General features: G+C 68.3%; 16 protein-coding genes and 1 pseudogene. 12 read left to right on the top strand and 5 right to left on the bottom strand.

The window, feature by feature from the left end:
* Window positions 1-196: 196 nt before the first annotated feature.
* The 3 genes from eccB (at window position 197) to H5J31_RS35785 (ending at window position 3393) form a co-directional block, all read left to right on the top strand.
* On the top strand, window positions 197-1819 hold the full coding sequence (gene eccB, locus H5J31_RS35775; protein WP_181777113.1) for a type VII secretion protein EccB: 1623 nt from the start codon (window positions 197-199) through the stop codon (window positions 1817-1819).
* 69 nt (window positions 1820-1888) lie between these two features.
* On the top strand, window positions 1889-2203 hold the full coding sequence (locus tag H5J31_RS35780; RefSeq protein WP_181777114.1) for a hypothetical protein: 315 nt from the start codon (window positions 1889-1891) through the stop codon (window positions 2201-2203).
* Window positions 2204-2208: 5 nt separating this feature from the next.
* Window positions 2209-3393, top strand: a complete 1185-nt coding sequence (locus H5J31_RS35785; protein ID WP_181777115.1) for a WXG100 family type VII secretion target — start codon at window positions 2209-2211, stop codon at window positions 3391-3393.
* A 96-nt stretch (window positions 3394-3489) separates the two neighbouring features.
* Here H5J31_RS35785 and mycP read toward each other — a convergent pair whose 3' ends face one another.
* The gene (mycP, locus tag H5J31_RS35790) at window positions 3490-5130 is read right to left on the bottom strand and encodes a type VII secretion-associated serine protease mycosin (protein ID WP_181777116.1); all 1641 of its coding nucleotides are present in this window, start codon (window positions 5128-5130) and stop codon (window positions 3490-3492) included.
* A 23-nt stretch (window positions 5131-5153) separates the two neighbouring features.
* A complete protein-coding gene (gene eccD / locus H5J31_RS35795; RefSeq protein WP_181777117.1) occupies window positions 5154-6518 on the bottom strand; it encodes a type VII secretion integral membrane protein EccD in 1365 nt (454 codons plus the stop codon).
* A gap of 505 nt (window positions 6519-7023) precedes the next feature.
* On the opposite strand from eccD, the gene eccCa reads away from it, so the two are divergent.
* From eccCa to H5J31_RS35820, 5 genes are all read left to right on the top strand, one after another.
* Window positions 7024-11031, top strand: coding sequence for a type VII secretion protein EccCa (eccCa, locus tag H5J31_RS35800; RefSeq protein ID WP_181777118.1), 4008 nt, complete (start codon window positions 7024-7026; stop codon window positions 11029-11031).
* Window positions 11032-11097: 66 nt separating this feature from the next.
* Window positions 11098-13041 carry a type VII secretion-associated protein gene (locus H5J31_RS35805; protein WP_181777119.1) on the top strand — a complete coding sequence of 648 codons (1944 nt, stop codon included), beginning with the start codon at window positions 11098-11100 and terminating at the stop codon, window positions 13039-13041.
* A gap of 12 nt (window positions 13042-13053) precedes the next feature.
* Window positions 13054-13416 carry a hypothetical protein gene (locus H5J31_RS35810; RefSeq protein WP_181777120.1) on the top strand — a complete coding sequence of 121 codons (363 nt, stop codon included), beginning with the start codon at window positions 13054-13056 and terminating at the stop codon, window positions 13414-13416.
* 231 nt (window positions 13417-13647) lie between these two features.
* Window positions 13648-13968, top strand: coding sequence for a WXG100 family type VII secretion target (locus tag H5J31_RS35815; protein ID WP_181777121.1), 321 nt, complete (start codon window positions 13648-13650; stop codon window positions 13966-13968).
* Window positions 13969-14020: 52 nt separating this feature from the next.
* Window positions 14021-14305 carry a WXG100 family type VII secretion target gene (locus H5J31_RS35820; protein ID WP_181777122.1) on the top strand — a complete coding sequence of 95 codons (285 nt, stop codon included), beginning with the start codon at window positions 14021-14023 and terminating at the stop codon, window positions 14303-14305.
* A 118-nt stretch (window positions 14306-14423) separates the two neighbouring features.
* Here the strand turns inward: H5J31_RS35820 and H5J31_RS35825 are convergent, their stop codons facing one another.
* Window positions 14424-15179, bottom strand: coding sequence for a DUF4333 domain-containing protein (locus H5J31_RS35825; RefSeq protein ID WP_181777123.1), 756 nt, complete (start codon window positions 15177-15179; stop codon window positions 14424-14426).
* A gap of 62 nt (window positions 15180-15241) precedes the next feature.
* Window positions 15242-16132, bottom strand: coding sequence for a hypothetical protein (locus tag H5J31_RS35830; protein ID WP_181777124.1), 891 nt, complete (start codon window positions 16130-16132; stop codon window positions 15242-15244).
* Between the two features lie 273 nt (window positions 16133-16405).
* On the opposite strand from H5J31_RS35830, the gene rplM reads away from it, so the two are divergent.
* The 4 genes from rplM to H5J31_RS35850 all read left to right on the top strand — a co-directional run bounded on the left by rplM (window position 16406) and on the right by H5J31_RS35850 (window position 19420).
* Window positions 16406-16858, top strand: a complete 453-nt coding sequence (gene rplM / locus H5J31_RS35835) for a 50S ribosomal protein L13 (RefSeq protein WP_005166833.1) — start codon at window positions 16406-16408, stop codon at window positions 16856-16858.
* Window positions 16859-16872: 14 nt separating this feature from the next.
* The gene (rpsI, locus tag H5J31_RS35840; RefSeq protein WP_181777125.1) at window positions 16873-17388 is read left to right on the top strand and encodes a 30S ribosomal protein S9; all 516 of its coding nucleotides are present in this window, start codon (window positions 16873-16875) and stop codon (window positions 17386-17388) included.
* A gap of 251 nt (window positions 17389-17639) precedes the next feature.
* Window positions 17640-18974, top strand: coding sequence for a phosphoglucosamine mutase (gene glmM / locus H5J31_RS35845; RefSeq protein WP_181777126.1), 1335 nt, complete (start codon window positions 17640-17642; stop codon window positions 18972-18974).
* 137 nt (window positions 18975-19111) lie between these two features.
* Window positions 19112-19420 (top strand): type VII secretion target, encoded by a 309-nt coding sequence (locus H5J31_RS35850; protein WP_181777127.1) that lies wholly within the window; start codon window positions 19112-19114, stop codon window positions 19418-19420.
* 1884 nt (window positions 19421-21304) lie between these two features.
* On the opposite strand, the pseudogene H5J31_RS40600 reads toward H5J31_RS35850, so the two are convergent.
* Window positions 21305-21404: pseudogene (locus tag H5J31_RS40600) on the bottom strand (50S ribosomal protein L2); the annotation flags it as partial.

Raw genomic sequence — 21404 nt, forward strand, 5'->3', positions numbered from 1 at the left:
CCGGAGGGCCGGGCGGACGTGGAGGAGTGGTGACGGACATCCGCGCTTTCTCTTCCCCTCGTGCGTGCTGCGTACCCGGAAAGCCGGTCCCGAGGAACTTGACACTAGCTGGAGTTGGTAGAAACCCCACACCAGACGGTCCCCGTACGGCTATCCTGCGGAACCGTACCGCGACGGGGAGGACTGTAGGTCGAGAATGCCATCAACGCCGACTACTAAGTCTCAAGTTCAGGCTTATCAGTTCGTTCTGCGCCGGATGCAATCCGCGCTGGTCCGTCGCGACGCGGTCATGCTCCACGACCCGATGCGCACCCACACCCGCGCGACCATCGTGGGTGTCGTGCTGGCCGCTCTGGGCGTCCTCGTCTTCGTCATCTGGGGACTCCTGAGCCCGAAGCCTTCCGTGCCGGACGCGGGCAACATCGTCATCGGGGAGCAGTCCGGAACGGTGTACGTCGTCGCGGGGAATCCGAAGAAACTGATCCCGACCTTCAACCTCGCGTCCGCGCGGCTGCTGATCATCGCGCAGTCGAAGCAGGGGGCGCAGCAGGCGGGGACCAAACCTTCCGGACCCACGCAGGCCTCCGAAGTGAAGAACCCCACAGTCGTTTCCGACGAACAGCTGAAGAACATTCCCCGCGGTCAGCTCATGGGAATTCCGAACGGCCCGCAGCTGATGCCGACGGACACTCAGCGGGTCGCCCCCGATTGGGGCGTGTGCGACGAGGTCATGTACGACCCGACGGTGCCCCAGCCGGACCTCACCAAGACGGAAACGACCGTCTACGCGGGAGTGAGCAAACTCGGTGACCGCGAGCTCGGCCAGAACGAGGCCCTGCTGGTCAAGGGAGCCAATGGCCGGACCTATCTGATCTACCGGCTGACGGCGAACGCCAACCTGCGGAACGCCAACGCCGTCAAGGCCGAGATCAAACCCGAGTCCACCGCTGTCACTTCCGCGCTGAAGCTGCCCAACCAGTTCCGCGGTATTTCACAGGGCCTGCTCGACGCGATTCCCGAGGTGCCGGAGCTGAAGCTGCCGGACGTCCCGGGCAAGGGCGAGACGCCCAACTTCGAAACCGAAGGGCTGAAGGTCGGAGACGTCTTCTCCACCGAGCAGGCCGAAGGGAAGAAGGACTTCTACCTCATCAGCAGGTCCGGGATCCAAGCCGTTTCCCCGGCCGTCGCGGACATCGTCCAGACCGGGAAGAACGACGGCAGCACCTCGGTCATGCCGGTGGCGCAGGGCAAGATCCGGAGCATGACGCGGGTCACCTCGGGGCCTGACTTCGTCGACCTCGACGCTTACCCCCAGAACGTGCCGACGGTGCTCAACGCGACCCAGGGCTCCCGAGTGTCCTGCTTGAGCTGGTCGATCACCGGCGAGGGCAGCAACCGGGACAGCCACACCGCGGTGTTCGTCGACGACAAGCTGCCGAAGGGCAGGAACGCCGACGGTTCCGCGCCGGGCGTCAAGATCGGTACCCCCGGGCCGGTCGGCGCGCCGATCAACAGCTTCTACATGGAGCCCGGTTTCGCGGCCGTCGTCCAGTCGGCGACCGGCAAGGAGACCTTCGACAAGGGACCGATCCAGCTGATCTCCGATCGCGGGATCCGTTACGGGGTCCCGGACTCCGTAACGGCGGACTCGATCGGGCTCAACAAGCGGGTGCCGGCGCCGGAGGCGATCATCAGGATCCTGCCGAACGGCGCGTCACTGAACACGCAGGACGTGCTCCGGACGTTCGACACCGTGCCGATCGACGACAGGGGCAGCTCCATCGCGCCGGCGTCGCAGCAGGCGTCCGCGGGAAACTGATCGCGGGAACCTCAGGGCAAGCGCGAGCGTCTCAACGCCCCAAGCAGTTTCGGGTGAGTGGAGGGTGCAGTGGCCGGCCTGAAGATCGACGGCGTCGTCGTCGGTGAATACGCGAAGCGGGTGGACGCGGCCGCCGGAGAACTCGATCTGGCGGCCGCCGAGGTGACCGGAGACGGCGTCACCGCCGAGTCCTACGGCACCTTGGGGGAGGAGCTCGGGCTCGGCGCGTCCTACGGGCGCGCGGCCGAGGCCATCCGGCGGCAGCTGATCGAGGGCGCGGCCGCGTTGCGGTCGGCGTCGGAGGCTCTGCACACCGTGACCGCGCGGCACGCCGGTCACGACGACGAAGCCGCCCAGATGATCAAGCACGCCGTGGAGCTCTGAACCGCATGATCGCCGAGTCGGAGAACCCGACCGATTCCATCCCGCACCCGATGGCGTCCGCGCGCCCGGCCGCTCCCGTGGCGCCGGCGCAGATCGCGTTTAGCCCGCTAAAGTCGCCTGGCTCGGGGGAAGATGACCTGGTCGCGGCGGCGGCACCGCATCTCGCCTATCTCTCGGAGCTGTCGGATCAACTGGGGCTGATCGATCCGGTCTCGGCCTACCTGACCCCACTGGCGGGGCGCTGGGAGGACTTGAAGGACGAGGCGGACCGTCTCCGGAAGGTGGCGAAGACCGCGGCCACCGTCTCCGCCGAACTGTCGGAGGACCTCGGCCGTCTGGACGCCGGTTGGTCGGGTAAGGACGCCGACGCGTTCGTCGCTTACATCGGGGAAATCAACGTCGCGGGTACCGACCTCGAAGACGCCCTCAACACGCTGGCGGGGTCGCTCGACGAGCTGGTCCTGTCGATTCGCCGCATCCTGACCGATCTGGTCGAGGTTCTGGTCGACACAGCCGAGCTGACGTCCGAGACGGCGATGCTTCCGGTCGGCGGAGTCCGGCGCGCGAGGGCTCAGCTGGAGGAGGCGCAGGAGTCGGCGAAGGCGCTTTTCGAGGCTGCTCGCGACGTCCTTGAAGGCTTTGTGAGGCTCTGCGACGGCGTCGATGACCCTGACGCGGCGTCGCGGAGCATCGAGATCGCTCACCGATACCCGCAGGACGAGTTCAAGCTCCACGACGAATCCGCGGCGACGGGCGCGCCGACACCCGAGAAGGGGACCTCCGGAGGCTTGGAAGCCGCTGAACCGGGTTCTGCGGCGGCGTCCGAGTCTGAGGCGACATCGCCGTCCGCGGCCGATCAGGATCCCGCTGACGGCCGGAAGACCGGATCGCAGGAACCCCTCATCGAGCAAGGACAGGCGCCGGCGCCAGGGAGCGCCCCCGTACAGGCCGCTCCGGCGCCGACCCACGGCAGCGCGGCCGCGAGTACCGGGATGATGCCGATGGGGATGGCGCCGATGGGAATGGGCATGGGGATGGGCGGGGGCGGTCAGACTGCGCACCGGTCGAAGACGCGTCCTGCCTCGAAGCCGTCCGATGTGGTCGGCGAGCCAGGTCAGGTCGTCCCGCCCGTGATCGGCGAGGACGAGACCCCGGCGAAACCCTCTCCGAAGCCGAAACCCGCCAAGTAGGCGCCCCCGGCAGAGCGACTTTCGCGGGCTAACTGCGATCTGGGCGGCTTGAGGCGTGCCGGCGAACAGATCGCAGTTAGCCCGCGAAACGCAGGTCTACGGGGTCTTGCGGCCAGGTGACGCGGTGGGCTTGTTGCGCCGCACCGAGTGCACCACGAACAGCGTGACGAGCAGCGCGACCAGGCCTCCGCCGGTCCCGGCGAGCGCGACGATCATCGGCGTCGAGTCGCGGTCGTTGGACGGCGGCAGGTTCGCCGGCAGCTGGACCGCCTTGGCCTTGTCCGCCTCCGACGGCACGATCGCCGTCAGCGCCGCGATCGGGTCGATGACCCCGAAGCCGACGAAGTTGTCCCGCCCGCCCGGCGCCGCCGGGTGCTGCGCCGTCGCCTTGATCCGGTTCATCACGTCACGCGCGCTCAGGCCCTGGAACTTCGCGCGCACCAGAGCCGCGACGCCGGCGACGTAGGGGGCCGCGAAACTTGTTCCTTGGATAAGGCCGGGTTCGCCGTTGCCCTCGATGGTCAGGTTGGCCAGACCGGTCGAGTCGGCGGCCGGGTCCAGCGAGATGATCTTGGTGCCCGGCGCGGCGACGCTGACCCACGGTCCGTTCATGCTGAAGTCCGCGACACCGCCGGTTTCGTCGATCGCCGCGACGGAGAGGACGTCGTCGGCGAACCACGGCGGCGTGACGATGACCTTGGGGGATTTCGGGTCCGGCTGGTCGTTCTGCAGGCACTTGTCGCCGACGTTGCCTGCCGCCGCGACGACGACCACGTCGTTGTCGACGGCGTGTTTCACGGCCGCCTGCAGCTGCTTTTCGCCGTCGGTGATGCCCCCGTCGGCCGTACGGCAGTTGTCGACCGACATGTTGATCACCTTGGCGCCCTTGGTGACGGCCCTGACCACGGCCTGCGCGAGCGTCTTCAGCGTTCCGGCCTTGTTGCCCTGCTCCTGTTGCCTGCCACCCTTGTCCTGGCCCGGGGCGGTTCCGCCCGCCGCGCCGCCGTTCCCCGCCGAAGAGGGCGGAAGCTGCGAGCTCGGCTGGCCGGTCGACGAAGCCGGCGGAGCGGAGCTCGACGAAGCCGGCGGTGATTGCTCCTTCGCCTCTTCGTAGTTCTGGCTCGACTGCCGGATCGAGAGGATCGTGGCGTCCGGCGCGACCCCGCGGAACCCGACGCTCTCGTCGGGCGGGTTCGCGGCGATGATCCCCGCCACCTCGGTGCCGTGCCCGTCGCAGTCTTCGAGCCCCCCGGGCTTACCGTTGGTCGGGTTGGCGACATAGTCGCCCCCGGACTCGACGCGGTTACCGAGATACGGGTGCGGGGTGACGCCGGTGTCGATCACGGCGACCTTGACGTCCTTGCCGACCGCGCCGGTGGCGCCGATCATCAGCTTGTGCACCTTTTCGATCTGCAGGTACTCCTGGCCCCACGGCCGGTTCTTGATGTCGATCTGGTCGCCACCGAGCTTGCTGCGCTGCACGCACAGCGTCTTCTGCTCGTACCGCTTGTCGGGCGCGCCCGAATCCTGCGGCAGCTTGGACATCTCCACCGGCGGCGGCGTCGCGTAGAAGCCACCGGCGTCCGGCGCGACGCTGCTTTGCTGCGCCCACGCGGGAAGCGCCACCGACGCCGGCGAGAGAATTCCGATTCCGGCCGCCAGCAATACCGTTCCGGTACGTCCGGCGAGGCCGAGGTGGCGGACGCGCGTCCCCCTGGACTTCCGCGCTACGGCCATCAGAGCATCATCCGATCGGGTCGTCACTTGAAATTGAGGTGGCGCAGCGTCGTGTAGAGCTCCATGACGCCGAGCGCCAGCGGGAGCACCGTCGCGATGAAGACGGCTTCGAAGATCTCCACGGTCCGTCGCAGCGGCGGGGAGAAACGCTGATTCGGGAAGATCACGCCGACCACGAGCGCGCCGGCGCCGATCAGCAGCAGGGCGCCGAACACGAACAGGACGCGGTTCAGCGGGCTCGCCGTCCACATCCAGCCGAGCAGGATGCCGGCGCCGGACACCATGCCGGTGGTCAGCAGCGCGATGGCCTGGGCGCCGTTCGCGTAAGCCCGGGCCCGCAGGAGCAGGACCAGGGTGGCGATCACGCCGAGGATCGGGCCGAAGATCGTCGGCGACGTCGACGCGATGATCGCGAACAGTGCCGTGGCCGCGCCGCAGCCGGTCAGCAGGCCGGTCATGTACTCGTGGGCGACCGCGGTGCGGCGCTCGATGGCGCGGTAGTCCGGGAAGCCCGAGTCCTCCTTGAGTTCCTCGGCGCTGCCGGGGACGTGCGGAGTCGGGAGGCTCGCGAGTTTGATCGTCGCGCGCGGCAGGATCGAGATGAGGGCCAGCGACAACGCGGTCGCACCGGCGGCGATACCGGCGATCGGGGTGTCGATCAGCGTCGCGGCCAGGAACGTCAGCGCCGAGATCGTGGCCGTCGTCGCCGCGGCGATGAAGGTGGTGATGCCGTGACCGATGACGAGGATGCAGACCGCCGCCACGATGATCACCAGGGCGCTCGCGAGCAGCAGGTTCGCCCACAGGGACAGCCCCGGCACGATGTAGAACCCACTGACGAAGGCCAGCGGCAGACCGCCCGCCGCGGCGATCAGGACGCCGGTCGCCTCGGCCTTGTAGGCCTTGGCCAGCGTCGCGCCGATCGCGACGCACGCGATCGCGCCGACGCCGCCGGCGATCGCGGCGGCGAGCGCGTTGCCGCCGTAGAACGAGCCGCTGGTGAAGAGTGCGATGGCCGCGAAGAACAGTGCCACCCCGCCCGCGATGTGACCGAAGCGGCGCGCCGTCTCCTTGGTCCACGGGCGGAAGCTGTCGGGGGACGACTCGGCGATCGCGTCGACGACGTCGTCGTACAGCGGCGGCGGCGGGTTCTCGTTCCGCTTGCGCAGCTGCAGCAGCTCACCGTCGACGACGCCGAGGGACGCGAGGGTCCGGCTCGGGTCGAGAGGCGCGTCGCCCAGCTTCGCCAACGCCCAGCCGCCGTGGCGGGCGCCGCCGTCCGGCGTCGCCTCCTTCGCCATCTCCAACAGCATGGGCAGCAGGTCCGCCACCGCGACGTCAGCCGGCAAAGCCACGTCGATCCGGGTGCGTGGCGCGACCACCGTCACCCTGCTGAATACCGTCGTGCCCGTTGCCACTGCCTTCCCCCTGCCCTGAGAGTCTGCTCCCCGGGGAACCTATACCGAACCCGGGTGCCCACATCATCGACTGTCGGAAAAAGGCCGGCAAAAGTAAGACAACCGGCCCCGGCCCCCCCTCGCTCGCCGCTCCCACCGACGTGCGTTTAGCCCCCTAATCGCGACGCTTAGCGGCCCTAAGCATCGGGGGCGGACTCGGTCGCCGGATCGCGATTAGGGGGCTAAACGCACGTCGGGCCTCCGGCCGCCGGATCGCGATTAGCCCGCTAAACGCAGGTCGCCGGAGCCGGGGGCCTGCGGGTTCGTTGGGGGCTGTCGGTCCTGAGCTCTACACTTCCTGACATGCGTGCGGCCCCGGTCGGGGCCGTTCTCGGCGTTGTCCGGATTTCACCGGCCACGTTCGATAGGTTGTCTCGCGCACCCGTACGCGCACCAACGGTGGCCGCCATCGTCGAGTTTGAAGAGGGGTCCTTCGATGAGCACGCTGCAGTTCAAGAAGTCACCGCGCCTGGCGGCACCGCGCCCGCCGGGCGGCGAGGTGCATCTCGAACCGCCACCTGAGGTGCCGCGCACCATCCCGGGCAACATCGTCATGAAGCTGCTTCCCGCGGTGATGATCGTCGCTTCCCTCGGGATGATGGTCTTCATGTTCACCACGGGTGGACGCAATCCCATGATGATGATGATGGGCGGGATGATGGTGCTCAGCACCGTCGGCATGATGGCCGGCGGCGCGGGCAAGGGCGGCGGCGCCAAAAAGGCCGAGATGGACGAGGACCGCAAGGACTACCTGCGCTACCTCGGCCAGATGCGCGACAGGGCCCGTGAGGCCATGGTCGACCAGCGCGCCGCGCTCGAGTGGGTCCACCCCGACCCGCAGACGATGTGGTCGCTGGCCGCGAGCCGCCGCATGTGGGAACGCCGTCAGAACGACCAGGACTTCCTGCATCTCCGCGTCGGCCGCAGCTCGCACCGCCTCGCGACCCGGCTCGTGCCGCCGCAGACCGGCCCGGTCGACGAACTGGAGCCGATCGCGACGCTGGCCCTGCGCCGGTTCGTCCGCGCGCACTCGATCGTCCCGGACCTGCCGACCCAGATCACCCTCCGCGGGTTCGCCGCGGTCAGTATGCAGGGCGACCGCGGCCTGACCCGAGGCCTCACCCGCGCGATGCTGGCCCAGCTGGTCACCTTCCACAGCCCCGACGACGTCCTCATCGCGATCGCGACGGCCGGCCGCGCCAAGGAGGAGTGGGAGTGGGCGAAGTGGCTGCCGCACGTCCAGCACCCGGCGCTCGCCGACGGCATCGGCCAGCTGCGGATGATGGCCGGCTCCCTCGCGCAGATCGAGCAGTGGCTCGACGAAGAACTCCGTGACCGCCAGCGGTTCTCCCGCAACGCGACGCCCGCCCCGGACCAGCCGCACATCGTCATCATCGTCGACGACGCCGAGGTCACCCGCGAAGAGCAGATCATCCTCGAAGAGGGTCTGGTCGGCGTCACCCTGATCGACCTGTCCGACTCCATCGGCAACCTCGCGGCCCGTCGCGGTCTGCGGCTGGTCGTCGAGGAAGACCGCCTCGGCGCGCGCAGCGCCGGCGGTGTCGAGTGGTTCGGCCGTCCGGACACGCTCAGCGTGGTCGAGTCCGAAGCGCTGGCCCGGCTCCTCGCCCCGTACCGCGTCGGCACCGCCGCGCAGGACGCCGCCGAGGAAGAGCCGCTGCTGTCCAACCCCGGTCTGCTCGAACTGCTGGGGATTCCCGGCGACCCGATGACCTTCGACGTCCAGCAGGCCTGGCGGCCGCGCCCGGTGCGGGACCGCTACCGAGTCCCGTTCGGCGTCGGCGAGTACGGCCAGCCGGTCGAGCTGGACATCAAGGAAGCAGCGATGGAGGGCATGGGCCCGCACGGCCTGTGCATCGGGGCGACCGGTTCCGGTAAGTCCGAGTTCCTCCGCACCCTGGTGCTGGGCATGCTCGCGACGCATTCGTCGAGCACGCTCAACTTCGTCCTCGTCGACTTCAAGGGTGGTGCGACGTTCCTCGGTCTGGACGCCGCGCCGCACGTGTCCGCGGTCATCACCAACCTCGCGGACGAGGTCACGCTGGTCGATCGGATGAAGGACGCGCTCGCCGGTGAAATGAACCGGCGCCAGGAGGCGCTGAAGAACGGCGGTAACTTCAAGAACGTCTGGGAGTACGAGAAAGCCCGTGAGAACGGCGCCGACCTCGACCCGCTTCCGGCGCTCTTCATCGTCTGTGACGAGTTCTCCGAACTGCTGGCCGCGAAGCCGGACTTCATCGACCTGTTCGTCGCCATCGGACGGCTGGGCCGGTCGCTGCAGATGCACATGCTCCTCGCGTCGCAGCGGCTGGAAGAGGGCAAGCTGCGCGGTCTCGACTCGCACCTTTCCTACCGCATCGGTCTGAAGACGTTCTCCGCCGCGGAATCCCGCGCCGCGATCGGCGTGCCGGACGCGTTCGAACTGCCGTCCGTCCCCGGTGGCGGTTTCCTGAAGTACGACACTTCGACGCTGGTCCGCTTCAAGGCTTCGTACGTTTCGGGCCCGTACCGGCCCGCGGGCATCAAGGCGGCCGGTCCGGCCGCGACGGTGGTCCGCGCCGACAAGCGCCCGCAGCTGTTCGTCCCGGACTTCGTCGAACTGCCGAAGGAACCGGAGCCGCAGCAGATCGAGGCCGCGCCGGTGGAACAGGCGAAGTCGGAGGAGGCCGTCGAGCCCAGTGAGCTCGACGTGATCGTGTCCCGGCTGATCGGTCAGGGCCCGCCGGCGCACGAGGTCTGGCTGCCGCCGCTGAAGGAACCGAACTCGCTCGACACCCTGCTGCCGAACCTGAACCCCACCGACGACCGCGGTCTGTCCCCGGTCGGGTTCTTCGGCAACGGACGCTTGCAGGTGCCGATGGGCATCGTCGACCGCCCATACGAGCAGCGTCGTGATCTGCTGTGGGCCGACTTCTCCGGTGCCGCCGGGCACGGTGTGATCGTCGGCGGCCCGCAGTCGGGCAAGTCGACCATGCTCCGGACGCTGATCATGTCGATGTCGCTGACGCACACCCCTGAGGAGGCGCAGTTCTACGCGCTCGACCTCGGTGGCGGTACCTTGGCCGGTCTTCAGGGCCTGCCGCACGTCGGTGGCGTGGCCGTCGCCCGGCGCGAACCGGACAAGGCCCGCCGGATCGTCGCCGAGCTGACCACCCTGCTCACCGAGCGGGAAGGCCGGTTCGGCGCGATGGGCATCGACTCGATGAACGAGTTCCGCAACCGCAAGCGGCGCGGCGAGATCAAGCCCGAGGACGACGCCTTCGGTGACGCCTTCCTGATCGTCGACAACTGGAAGGCGCTGCGGGACGACTTCGACGAGCTGGAGGTCTCGATCACCAAGCTCGCCACCCAGGGTCTTTCCTACGGCGTGCACGTCATCATCGCGGCGAACCGGTGGGCGGACATCCGCCCGGCGATCAAGGACATGATCGGCACCCGGTTCGAGCTCCGCCTCGGTGACCCGAGCGAGTCCGACATCGACCGCCGGGTCGCGGTGAACGTCCCGGCAGGCCGCCCCGGCCGTGGTCTGACCAGGGACAAGCTGCACCTGCTGACCGGTCTTCCGCGCATCGACGGATCGAGCGACCCCGACGACGTCGCCGCCGGTGTCGCCGACGCGGTGGCGAAGATCAAGGGCGCGTGGCGTGGCCGCCCGGCACCGCAGGTCCGCCTGCTGCCGGAGATGGTCACCTACGACGAGGTGCTCAGCATCGATACCAAGCGTCACACGAAGCTGGTGCCGATCGGCGTCAACGAGGAAGACCTCCAGCCGATCTACCTCGACTTCGCCGCCGATTCGCACTTCTACGTGTTCGCGGACGGCGAGTCGGGCAAGACGAACCTGCTGCGTCAGATCACCCGAGGGATCACCGAGCGGTACACGACGCAGGAAGCGGTCGTCATCCTCGTCGACTACCGGCGCACGATGCTCGGCTTCATCGGCGGCGACCAGCTGCTCGGTTACGCGGTTTCCGCCGCGCAGCTGGAGAGCATGGTCAAGGACGTCCACGGCTCGATGACCCGGCGGCTACCCGGTCCGGACGTGACACAGGAGCAGCTGAAGACCCGATCCTGGTGGACCGGTCCCGAACTGTTCATCATCGTCGACGACTACGACCTGGTCGCCACGCAGACGAGCAACCCGTTGAAGCCGCTCGCCGAGTTCCTCGCGCAGGCGAAGGACGTCGGTCTGCACGTCATCGTGGTCCGCCGCAGCGGTGGCGCGGCACGGGCGATGTTCGACCCGATCCTCGGCAAGCTCAGGGAGATCGCGGCGCCCGGTATGGTCATGAACGGCTCGCGGGACGAGGGCAACCTCGTCGGCAACGTGAAGCCGAGCCAGATGCCGCCGGGTCGAGGAAACCTCGTCACCCGGAAGCACGGCAAGCAGCTCATGCAGGTCTCGTGGATCCAGCCGGACTGACCTCCCGCGGAACCAGGTGAGGTACGGCTGGGTGTGGGGTGACGACGACGATCTGCGGGGTGGCTTGTGACAGTGCGGGTAGCGGTGGACTTCGGGACATCGAGCACCTGCGTAGTCGCTTCGATCAACGGCCGTGAGCCGCAGGTCGTCGTGGTCGACGGGCAACCCCTCATGTCGTCGGCGGTCTACGCCGCGCCGGACGGGACGTTGTTCGTCGGCCAGGAGGCGGAACGGCAGGCGGCGGTGGACCCGTCGCGTTACGAGCCGAACCCGAAGCGCCGGATCGACGAAGGTGACCTGCTGCTGGGCGACAACGTCCTGCGCGTGACCGACGTCGTGAACGCCGTGCTGAAGCGAGCGGTGACCGAGGCGCGCCGGCTCGCCGGTGACGCCGAGGTCGAGTTGCTCGTCCTCACCCACCCGGCCGACTGGGGTGCGACGCGGACCCGCCTGCTCCGGCAGGCGGCGAACGGCCTCGCGCGCCAGGTAGCCCTCGTGCCGGAGCCCGTCGCCGCGGCGGTGTACCACGCGGCGACCTTCGCCCCGGCAGATCTCAACTCCGAACGCACGGTCGAGTTCAGCGGCCGTCCCGGCGACGCCCTCGCGGTGCTCGACCTCGGCGGCGGCACCGTCGACGTCTCCGTGGTCCAGCGCATGCCGGGCAGCCCGGCGGATCGCAGTTCGCCCGCTAAACGCGCCGGGTTCCAGGTGCTGGCCACCCGGGGTGACCCGAGTTTCGGCGGGGCGGACGTCGACCAGGCGCTCCTGGAGCACGTGGGCTCGTTGGTGTCGTCGGTCGACCCGCCGGAGTGGCGGAAGCTGGTCGAAGGCCGCGAACTCACGGACCGGCGGCGTCGCCGCGTGCTGCGGCAGGACGTCCGCGGCGCGAAGGAAACGCTGTCGCGGCACGCGTACACCGACGTCCCGATGCCTCCGCCGTTCGCCGACGCCCACGTGACGCGGGAAGACCTCGAACGACTCATCGCGGGCCCGCTCGGTCGAGCGGTCGAGCTGACCGTGGCCGCGATCGGCGATTCCGGACTGCGGCCCAAACAGCTGACGGCGATCTTCCTCGTGGGCGGCTCCAGCCGGATCCCGATGGTGTCGAGGCTCGTGCACGAGCGGACCGGTGTCGTGCCCACGACCCTGGACCAGCCCGAGACCGTGGTGGCGCGCGGTGCCCTGCGCGCGGTGCTGATCGACCCGGACCGGACGGGATCCCTCGCCGGTTCCGCCGTTTCCCGTCTCGGCGCGCCTCCCGACCGGCGCCCCGAGCCCCAGCGCCCCCAGTTCCCGCCCGGCCCTCACCAGCCCTCCGCGCCCCCACAGAGCGCGTTTAGCCCGCTAAACGCGACGCGTCCGCAAGGGCCGCCCTCGCCGCCGATGGGGCAGCAGGGGATCGCGCCGCCGCCATGGCGGCCGGGTGAGCCGTCCCGCGACACCAAACCGGCCGAGCGCGGAGGTAAGGGCAAGAAGACACCCTGGATCATCGCCGCGGCCGTCGTGGTGGTGGCGGCCGTCGTAGGGGGCGTCCTCTTCGCGGTCAACAGCGGGGAGGACGAGCCGGAAGGCCGGGCGCTCGCCCAGTACGACTACCGCTTCATCGCCCCGATGGACTGGACGCAGACCGACGACCGCGTCGCCGATCGCCAGGTGGTGATCCACCCGAGTGACTCCCTCACCGGCGACGATCTCGTGGTCGCCCAGGAGTACGTGATGAACTACGACGCGACCGTCGACAGACAGAAACTGGTCGACGACCTTTCCAAGTCCGCGGCCGAGGATCCCAACCAGAAGTACAGCGGCTACAACGGGTCCGCCACCTACGCCGGCAAGACCGTCATCTACTACCGCGAAACCAAACCGAAAGCGCGCGTCGACTGGTACGTCGTCGCGCAGGGAAAGATCCGCGTCCACATCGGTTGCCAGTACGGCACCGGCTCACCGCTCGAACAGCGGGTGAGCGCGGCCTGCGAGCAGGTCGTCAAAACGATGGCGGTCGTCAACTGAAGGGGGAGGCACATGCCGCCCGAACCCGAGACCGCCGCTGAGCACTTCGCGCGCACAGGGCGCGACGCGGTCACTTACGCCCGCCAGGTCTCCCGGACCGCGAAGGCGCGGTACGAACGCCGTCGGGGAGAGAACGCCGAACTGGCGAAGCAATTCGGTAAGGGACGGCTCGCGGGCGGCGAGACCGCTCCGACCCCCAAGGCCCTCCGTGATGCCGCGAAGCGGTTCCGTGCGGGCATCGGTCTGCCGGTTCCCGCTCTGCCCTCGGCGACCGAGCTGGTTCCCCTTCGGCCGGAACCGGCGGCCAGACGGCCACGTGTGGGTGACGACGATGAGGACTTTTCGCAGTCGCGAATCATGACCCGCGGGGAATGACCGACCACTGTGCATCTGCGAAATCCCGTGGTGAAAGGCCTATTCTCGGCGCGATTCGCGCCCCGTGGACGCCTTACCGGCGAACGGTTCCCGTGCGGAGCGTTCACGCAAGCAACTACTTGAAATCAAACCGCGACAAGGGGGAACCAGACATGGCAGGGTCTCCGTCGTAGGTCCGTACGAAACGAACACACCAAGTGCGGATAACCACGAACGAAGGGGGTATTTCCCATGGCTGGCGGTTTTCAGGGAGATGTCGAGCAGTTCACCCAGGCCGAGAAGCGGGTGACCGAGGTCCGCGTTTCGATGGACCAGAACTTGGGCACGCTTCGCGACAACATCGAAGCCACTCAGGCTGGCTGGACCGGTCAGGCGGCTCTCGCGTTCAACAACGTGATGAAGCGCTTCGATGAGGCGGGCTTGGGGCTCAACCGGGCTCTCCAGAACATCGCTGAACTGCTCGAGCAGGCCGGCTCCAAGTACAACGCTTCCGAGCAGCAGCAGCAGGAGCTCATCAAGTCGGTCAACGCCGGTTTCAACGTCCTCGGCTGATCTCGGCTCACTCGCACCAACCCACAGACTTTCTTAACCACTGGAGGAAACCATGTCCGACATGAAGGTCGATTACCAGACGATCCACACCGCGGCCGAAGACTGCAAGAAGAGCGGCGGAGAGCTCGAGGCCCTGTTCGGGCAGCTGAAGAGCGACCTGGCGCCGCTGGTCGGCACCTGGCAGGGTGACGCGCAGACCGCGTACCTGGCCGCGCAGCAGGAGTGGGACAACAAGTTCGACGAGCTCAAGCAGCTCCTCGCGCAGGTCGCCGGCGTGCTGCCGAGCCTGGCCGACGGCTACCAGGAGACGGAGCGGGGCGTCACCGGCCTGTTCTGAGTCCCACGCTCCAACGAGCAACGGCGGGCAGGCATCTTCGGATGCCGAGCCCGCCGTTTCGTTTGTGTGAAAGAAAAGCCGCGACGGGGATGCCGCCGCGGCTTTCGTTTTCCCGGTGTCAGTGCGGTGCGCCGACCTCGAATTCCGGGGTGGTGTTCAGTACCCGGACGGTGACCTTCTTCTGCTGCCCGGAAAGTTGGATGGAACAGTCGAACGTGGTGCCGTTCTCGACCGGCTGACCGGACGGGCATTGCACGTTCTTCACGTCCGGTTCGCCGTAGCTTTCATTGAGCACGCGGACGACACCGTCCTGGACGGACTTCTGGTCGAGGCTGTCGCCCGCGAACGCGCCGAGCAGCCAGGCCCCGACGCCGCCGGCGACCACGACCGCCGCGGCGATTCCACCGATCAGCAAGGGTTTCTTCGAACCCTTTGGCTTCTTCGCGGTTTCGCCGAAAGCGCCGAGCCCACCGTACTGGGACGACGCCGACTGGAACCCGCCACCGTACTGTTGTGGCGGAGTACCCGGAACCTGTTGCTGCGCTTGCCAATCCTGCTGCGGCGCGGGCTGCTGCTGGGGTTGTTGCGGTGGTTGCTGCTGCCACGCCGTACCGGGCGCGGGAGCCGCTGTCTGCTGCCAGGGCCCGGAAAACGAACCGGTGACGCCGGGCTGCGCGGACTGCTGCCACTGCCCGGTGTAGGACCCGGTGCTCGCCGCGTTGGGGTCGGATTGCTGCCACTGCCCCGAATGCGGTCCGGTGGCCTGCCCCTCCTGCTGCCAGCCTTGCTGCTGGTCCCCGGGATTCGCCGGCGGCTGCCACCACTGTTGCGGCTGTTGTGGTTGCTGCGGCTGCTGTTCGGGCGGCTGGCTCATCGGTGGTCACCTCGGGGCGTCGAGAACTTCACGGCGTCGGGACAAAGGCGCTCGGTCATCCCTCAGACGCCCTTCAACTCGTTGAACCGGCGGTTGAAGTCGTCCTTGGCCGCCTTGTCCGGCAGCACGGTGATCTGCGAGGCATCCGGCAGCCTCGGCATGTCCTGCGCGGTCGCCTTGCCGCTGAACCGGAAGTCGTACTTCAGCTCGATCTTGTGGCCGCCGCCCTCGATCTTGGCCTCCATCACGATCTGGTTCAGGGTGCCGTCCGCGTTCAGGGACACGGTGGTCGGGATCGGGGCCTTCTTCATCTCGTCGGTGATCGCTCCGCTGATCGTCACCGGCAGGACCTCAACCCGCCGCTCGATGAAGGCGCCGAACGGGACGTCGGCCATCAGCTCGATCCGGTTCTCCGGCAGGCTTTTGGCGCCCTTCACGACCTTTCGGTCCGCGTTGTAGGCCACGGCGATGGCGTCGGCCATCTTGCAGGCCGTGATGATCCCGCTCCACGCGCAGGGAATGGTCAGGCCGGCCTCCGACTTCGGCATCGAAACCCAGGGGGTCGGGGCGAGGCTCTTGTAAGCAGGTCCGAGGTACGCGTATTCGACGGTCCCGTCGCCCGGGGTGTACCAGTCGATGCTGTCGTCCGGGTTCTTCTGCGAACGGTGGCGGCTGACCCGGCTCTCCGGGGAACCGGTGCGGGCCGACGAGATCGTGCTGCGGATGTACTTCTCGTCGAAACGGAAGTAGGCGCCCGATTCGCTGGTGACGTCGCGCTGGTCGCCGATGGTGTCCTGCAGCTTGTTCATCGCCGTTTCGAACTTCGTGCCGACGTACGTCGCCGCGTCATCGCCCTTCGGCACGGCGTTGCCGGCACGTGCCTGGCCGCACGCGGTCGTGAGCGCCAGCACGGCGCCCAGCACGCACAAAATGGTCGTTGGCCGTTTGTTCATCGCCGTTCCCCTGATCGAGTCCGCGCGCGGTGCGCGTCCGGATCGTCTCATCCTCCCCCGCCGAGGACGATGCCGTGGGCGGTTCCGCCACACCGGGGAGGTACAGTTGCGAGGCGCCCGCCGGGCGCCGGTCCTAGTATGGGACCCCGGACCGACCCCCGCTTCGCAGTAGGGTCGGGCGTGGGGGTATCTTCATATGTCGTTGTGCGCTGCGGCGCGTAAGCGCTAGGCCCGCACAGAACCCACACGCAATGTTGACGACGAGGTAGACCCTTGCCCACGTACAGCCCCAAGCCCGGCGACGTCACTCGTGCCTGGCACGTGATCGACGCCGAGGATGTCGTGCTCGGCCGGCTCGCGACCGAGGTCGCCACGCTGCTGCGCGGCAAGCACAAGCCGACCTACGCCCCGCACGTGGACACCGGTGACTTCGTCATCATCGTCAACGCCGAGAAGGTCGCGCTCACCGGAAACAAGCGCGAGCAGAAGTTCGCGTACCGGCACAGCGGTTACCCCGGCGGTCTGCGTAAGCGCTCCTTCGGCGAACTGCTCGACACCAAGCCCGAGCACCTGCTCGAGAAGGTCGTCAAGGGCATGCTCCCGAAGAACAAGCTCGGCCGCGCCCAGGCGAAGAAGCTCAAGGTGTACGCCGGCGCCGAGCACCCGCACGCCGCGCAGCAGCCGCAGGCGCGCGAGATCACCAAGATCGCGCAGGTCGCGCAGTGAGTGAGGAACAGTCTGTGACCAGTACCGAGGAGACCACGACCGAGGCTCCCGCCGAGGCCGTCGCGACCACGGAGACCGCTCCGGTCGGCGACGCCGTCGCGACCAGCGAGACCCCGGCCAGCCCGCGCCCGTCGCGTGCCGCCGGTGGTAACGCCCAGACCGTCGGCCGCCGCAAGGAGGCCGTCGTCCGGGTGCGCGTCGTTCCCGGTACCGGTGAGTTCAAGCTCAACGGCCGCACGCTCGAAGAGTACTTCCCGAACAAGGTGCACCAGCAGCTCATCCGTGAGCCGCTGGTGACGGTCGACAAGCCCGACTCGTTCGACATCTTCGCCAACCTGCACGGTGGCGGGATCTCGGGCCAGGCCGGCGCGCTGCGCCTCGCGATCGCCCGTGCGCTCGTCGAGGTCGACGCCGACGACCGCCCGGCCCTGAAGAAGGCCGGCTTCCTGACCCGTGACGCTCGCGCCACGGAGCGGAAGAAGTACGGCCTCAAGAAGGCCCGTAAGGCTCCGCAGTACAGCAAGCGCTGATCGCGCCTCTGGCGCAACCCGCGGAAGCGCCCATCCGTCTCTCGGATGGGCGCTTCCGTGTTTCCGGGGTACGTCCGCTCTCGCGGACCCCGTTGTCACAGCAGTCCCACCCGCCCCTCTGACCTGCGTTTAGCGGGCTAATCGCGCTCCGCGCGTCGCGATTAGCCCGCTAAAGGCGAAATCGGGGGTGCGGGCAGGTGCGGGCCGTGACTCGCTAGGTTGTCGTGGTGGTTTTTCAAGGAGGTCGACAGATGGCTCGTCTATTCGGTACCGACGGCGTACGTGGCCTCGCCAACGAGGAGCTGACCCCGGAGCTGGCGCTCTCGCTCGCCGCCAGCGCGGCGCGCGTCCTCGCCGCCCACGACCGCTCGCACCGCCCGATCGCGGTCGTCGGCCGTGACCCGCGCGCCAGCGGCGAGATGCTCGAGGCCGCCGTCGTGGCGGGCCTCACCTCCGCCGGCGCCGACGTGCTCCGTCTCGGTGTCCTCCCGACGCCCGCCGTCGCCTACCTGGTCGGCGTGCTCGAAGCCGACCTCGGCGTGATGATCTCCGCCTCTCACAACCCCATGCCCGACAACGGCATCAAGCTGTTCGCGGCAGGCGGCCACAAACTTCCCGACGGGATCGAAGACGAGATCGAAGCCGGTCTCGCCGCTCCCGTCACCCGCCCGACCGGTATGGGCGTCGGCCGCGTCAAGGACGTCCCCGACGCGGGCGAGCGCTACATCCAGCACCTGCTTTCGGCCACTCCGCACCCGCTCGCGGGCCTGCGCGTCGTCGTCGACTGCGCGAACGGCGCGTCCTCGGTCGTCGCCCCCGAGGTCTACCGCAAGGCGGGCGCCGAGGTCATCGCGATCCACTCCGAGCCGGACGGCGTGAACATCAACGAGCACTGTGGCTCGAATCACCCGGACGCGTTGCGCGCGGCCGTCGTCGAGCACGGCGCCGACCTCGGGATCGCCCACGACGGCGACGCCGACCGCTGTGTCGCCGTCGACGCTTCGGGTGAACTCATCGACGGCGACCAGATCATGGCCGTCCTCGCCCTCGCCCTGGCCGAGACCGGCGAGCTGACCAAGAACACCCTGGTCGCGACCGTGATGAGCAACCTCGGCCTGCACCTGGCCATGCGTGCGCACGAGATCAACGTCGTCACCACCGCCGTCGGTGACCGTTACGTCCTCGAAGAGCTCCGCGCCAGCGGGTTCGCACTCGGCGGCGAGCAGTCGGGCCACGTCGTCCTGCCCGCGTTCGCCACCACCGGCGACGGTCTCCTCACCGCGCTGCGTGTGATGAGCCGCATGGCCTCCACCGGCAAGTCGCTCGCCGACCTCGCCGCCGTCATGAACCGCCTGCCGCAGGTGCTCGTGAACGTCCCGGTGGCGGACAAGGCCGCGGTCGCCGTCTCGGCCGCCGTCCGCGACGCCGTCGGCGCCGTCGAGGCGGAACTCGGCGAGGAAGGCCGCGTCCTGCTGCGCCCGTCGGGCACCGAACAGCTGGTCCGCGTCATGGTCGAAGCCCCCGCGCACGACACCGCACAGGCGGCCGCCGACAGGCTCGCGGGAGTCGTTTCCTCCGCCTCGTAGGCCCGCTCGCGATCTTCCCAAGTGGCTGCGCCCGGGTTACCGGCCCGGTACATTCCGTGTGCGGGTCACTGGCACCGAAACGGTGCCGCCCGCGTCTGATCATGGATCGGACGCGGGTACTCAGGGGAGGGTGAAGGGTGACAGGCAAAGGGCACAAGGTCGATCCGGCGCAGTTGAACGAGGCCGCCAAGGTCCTGCAGGATCTGCCGAAGCAGGCCTGCGAAGGGCCTATCGGCGCTGTCGAGCAGATCACTTTGACGGCCGCCAGCTTCGGGCCGGCGCACGGTGACTGCTTCACCGGCTATTCCGCGAGCATTCAGCGCTTGGCGAAATGCGCGCGCAGCTACCTCGCGGCGTCGGACGAGTTCGGCCGGAAGCTGGCGGCGTCCAAGGACCTCTATCAGTCCAATGAGGACGCCACCGCCGGCGAGATGAGGAAGCACTGATGGCTCTCGCAGATGTCGGCGGGGACACGGGTCACGACATTCCCAGCCGGGCCGAAGTCGAGAAGATCCTCAACGATCCGAACATCGACCGCGACACGAAACGCGAACTCGCGCTCAACTACATCGACTACATCGAAGACGAGTCGCCGGAGAGCTGCGGGTTCGCCAGTGAGGCCGAACGCAACGGCTTCCGGGACTACATCAAGTCGATGAACGGTGACTGGATCACCGAGGGCGACATCAACCTGAACGGCGCCTCTCTCGAGGAAGTCCAGACGGCTTACAAGAACGCACACGAGAAGTACGACGCGAACCAGGCCGCGGGACGGCAGGGCGATCGCGACGCGCTGAACGCGGACGCGGCGAAGACTCAAGGGATCGCCGGCCGCGCCACGGAGACCGATCCTGGTTGCGCGAATTCGAACGACATCATGGTGCCGGGCCTGTCGGGCTTCAAGGTGTACGAGATCTTCCACCCCCTCTACGTCCGTGCGGTCAGCCTGTCCCATTCAGGTGGCGCTGTCGTAGCGCTGGAGACGCTCCGGACCGCTTACCACGAGCAGGACAACATCCCGTTCGACCTGTTCAAGGCCAGTGCCAGCGAGCTGACGGCCGTCAGCACCGCCATCGCCGGATCGGCACAGGACGTTTCCGGGAAACTGGGGAACACCCTGGGGTCCTGGGAAGGTGCCGCGGCCGACCAGGCCCGTGCCTATCAGAAGGCCTATGGGGACAAGACCGGCTTGGTGGCCGAAGCGTTCAAGGCGGCGGGCGACGGATTGCTGCGGACCAACGCGTCCGTCGGCAAGTTCTGCCGCGAGAAGGTCGAGTGGCTCCAGAAGTGGTACACCGACAACATCGACGGCGCCACGGCGCAGGACATCGAGCGGATCATCCGCATCGCCGACGGGTCGTGCAGCCAGAACGACATCATCCACTGCATCAAGTTCCTGAGCATCGACGCCAAGAACGCGTTCAACGACGATGCCGGCGACATCGACCAGAGCACCATCGACGAGGTCATCAAACCCCAGGCGGCGGCTTGGCTGGGGACGGTCTTCGTGGCCTGGTTCGGCAAGCACATCGAGAACTTCCAGCTGGTCTGCAAGAACACGCGTGACGCGATCAACAGCGCGTGGAAGGCGTACTTCGACTCGCTCGGTCAGGTCGTCGAGAACCCCTACGCGGATCTGGGCAAGACGCCGGAGACGGGTGGCGAGAAGCCCGTCGAAAAGGGCGGTGGTGGGAAGGACACCGGTGGAGGTGGCAGCGGCCCGACCTCCGGTGGCGGCGGGAAGACGGGCGGCGGCGGTCAGATGCCGCCTCCGAGCGCAGTCGAGTACAAGCAGCCTGAGCCGCCTGAGCCCCCCGAGGTACCCGGCCAGGAGAAGAACCCGGTCACGGACAAGCCGCTCGACGTCGACCCGGCGACGGGCGAGCCGTATCCGATCGATCCTCGGACGGGCGAGGCGATCAAGGACGGCACCCGGCCCGAGACGATGACCGTCGAGCAGGGGGATCGCAAGATCTCCATGGCCGAGCCCGGTGCCGACGGGAAGATGGGGATCTCCGTCCAGGACGGCACCGGCCAGGCCAAGGACTACGACCTCGATTTCGGGGACGGCAAGGCCGTGCCCGGGACAGGCGACGCCGCCGGCGGGCCTGTGCATCGCGACACCGCCGAGCGGCTGGATCAGCAGGCGGCCTCGCGTCCGAACGCCGGGCAGGTGCACCAGCCGGGGCCGGACGGCAAGATCCACATCGAGGACGGCGACCTCAGGATCACCGCGGAACGTCCCGGCGGTCCGGACGGGCCGACGTTGGTGACCGTCGACGACGGGTCGGGACATCCGGCCAAGTACACCCTCGGCGAGGACCAGCCCGACGGCGGCCGCCACGCGAGCCCGGACCCAGTGCCGCAGGCGAGCACCGGTTGGGGTCGTACTCGATGTGCGCGACCTTGGCGGGGATGCCGTCCTTGTCG

Source organism: Amycolatopsis pittospori (genome assembly GCF_013870525.1).
Lineage (GTDB): Bacteria > Actinomycetota > Actinomycetes > Mycobacteriales > Pseudonocardiaceae > Amycolatopsis > Amycolatopsis pittospori.

Excerpts from the sequence above, each read along its gene's own strand:
- eccCa (WP_181777118.1), top strand. The coding sequence starts at position 7,024 with ATGAGCACGCTGCAGTTCAAGAAGTCACCGCGCCTGGCGGCACCGCGC.
- H5J31_RS35815 (WP_181777121.1), top strand. The coding sequence starts at position 13,648 with ATGGCTGGCGGTTTTCAGGGAGATGTCGAGCAGTTCACCCAGGCCGAG.
- mycP (WP_181777116.1), bottom strand. The coding sequence starts at position 5,130 with ATGGCCGTAGCGCGGAAGTCCAGGGGGACGCGCGTCCGCCACCTCGGC.
- H5J31_RS35825 (WP_181777123.1), bottom strand. The coding sequence starts at position 15,179 with ATGAGCCAGCCGCCCGAACAGCAGCCGCAGCAACCACAACAGCCGCAA.
- H5J31_RS35820 (WP_181777122.1), top strand. The coding sequence starts at position 14,021 with ATGTCCGACATGAAGGTCGATTACCAGACGATCCACACCGCGGCCGAA.
- H5J31_RS35785 (WP_181777115.1), top strand. The coding sequence starts at position 2,209 with ATGATCGCCGAGTCGGAGAACCCGACCGATTCCATCCCGCACCCGATG.
- glmM (WP_181777126.1), top strand. The coding sequence starts at position 17,640 with ATGGCTCGTCTATTCGGTACCGACGGCGTACGTGGCCTCGCCAACGAG.
- eccB (WP_181777113.1), top strand. The coding sequence starts at position 197 with ATGCCATCAACGCCGACTACTAAGTCTCAAGTTCAGGCTTATCAGTTC.
- H5J31_RS35810 (WP_181777120.1), top strand. The coding sequence starts at position 13,054 with ATGCCGCCCGAACCCGAGACCGCCGCTGAGCACTTCGCGCGCACAGGG.
- H5J31_RS35830 (WP_181777124.1), bottom strand. The coding sequence starts at position 16,132 with ATGAACAAACGGCCAACGACCATTTTGTGCGTGCTGGGCGCCGTGCTG.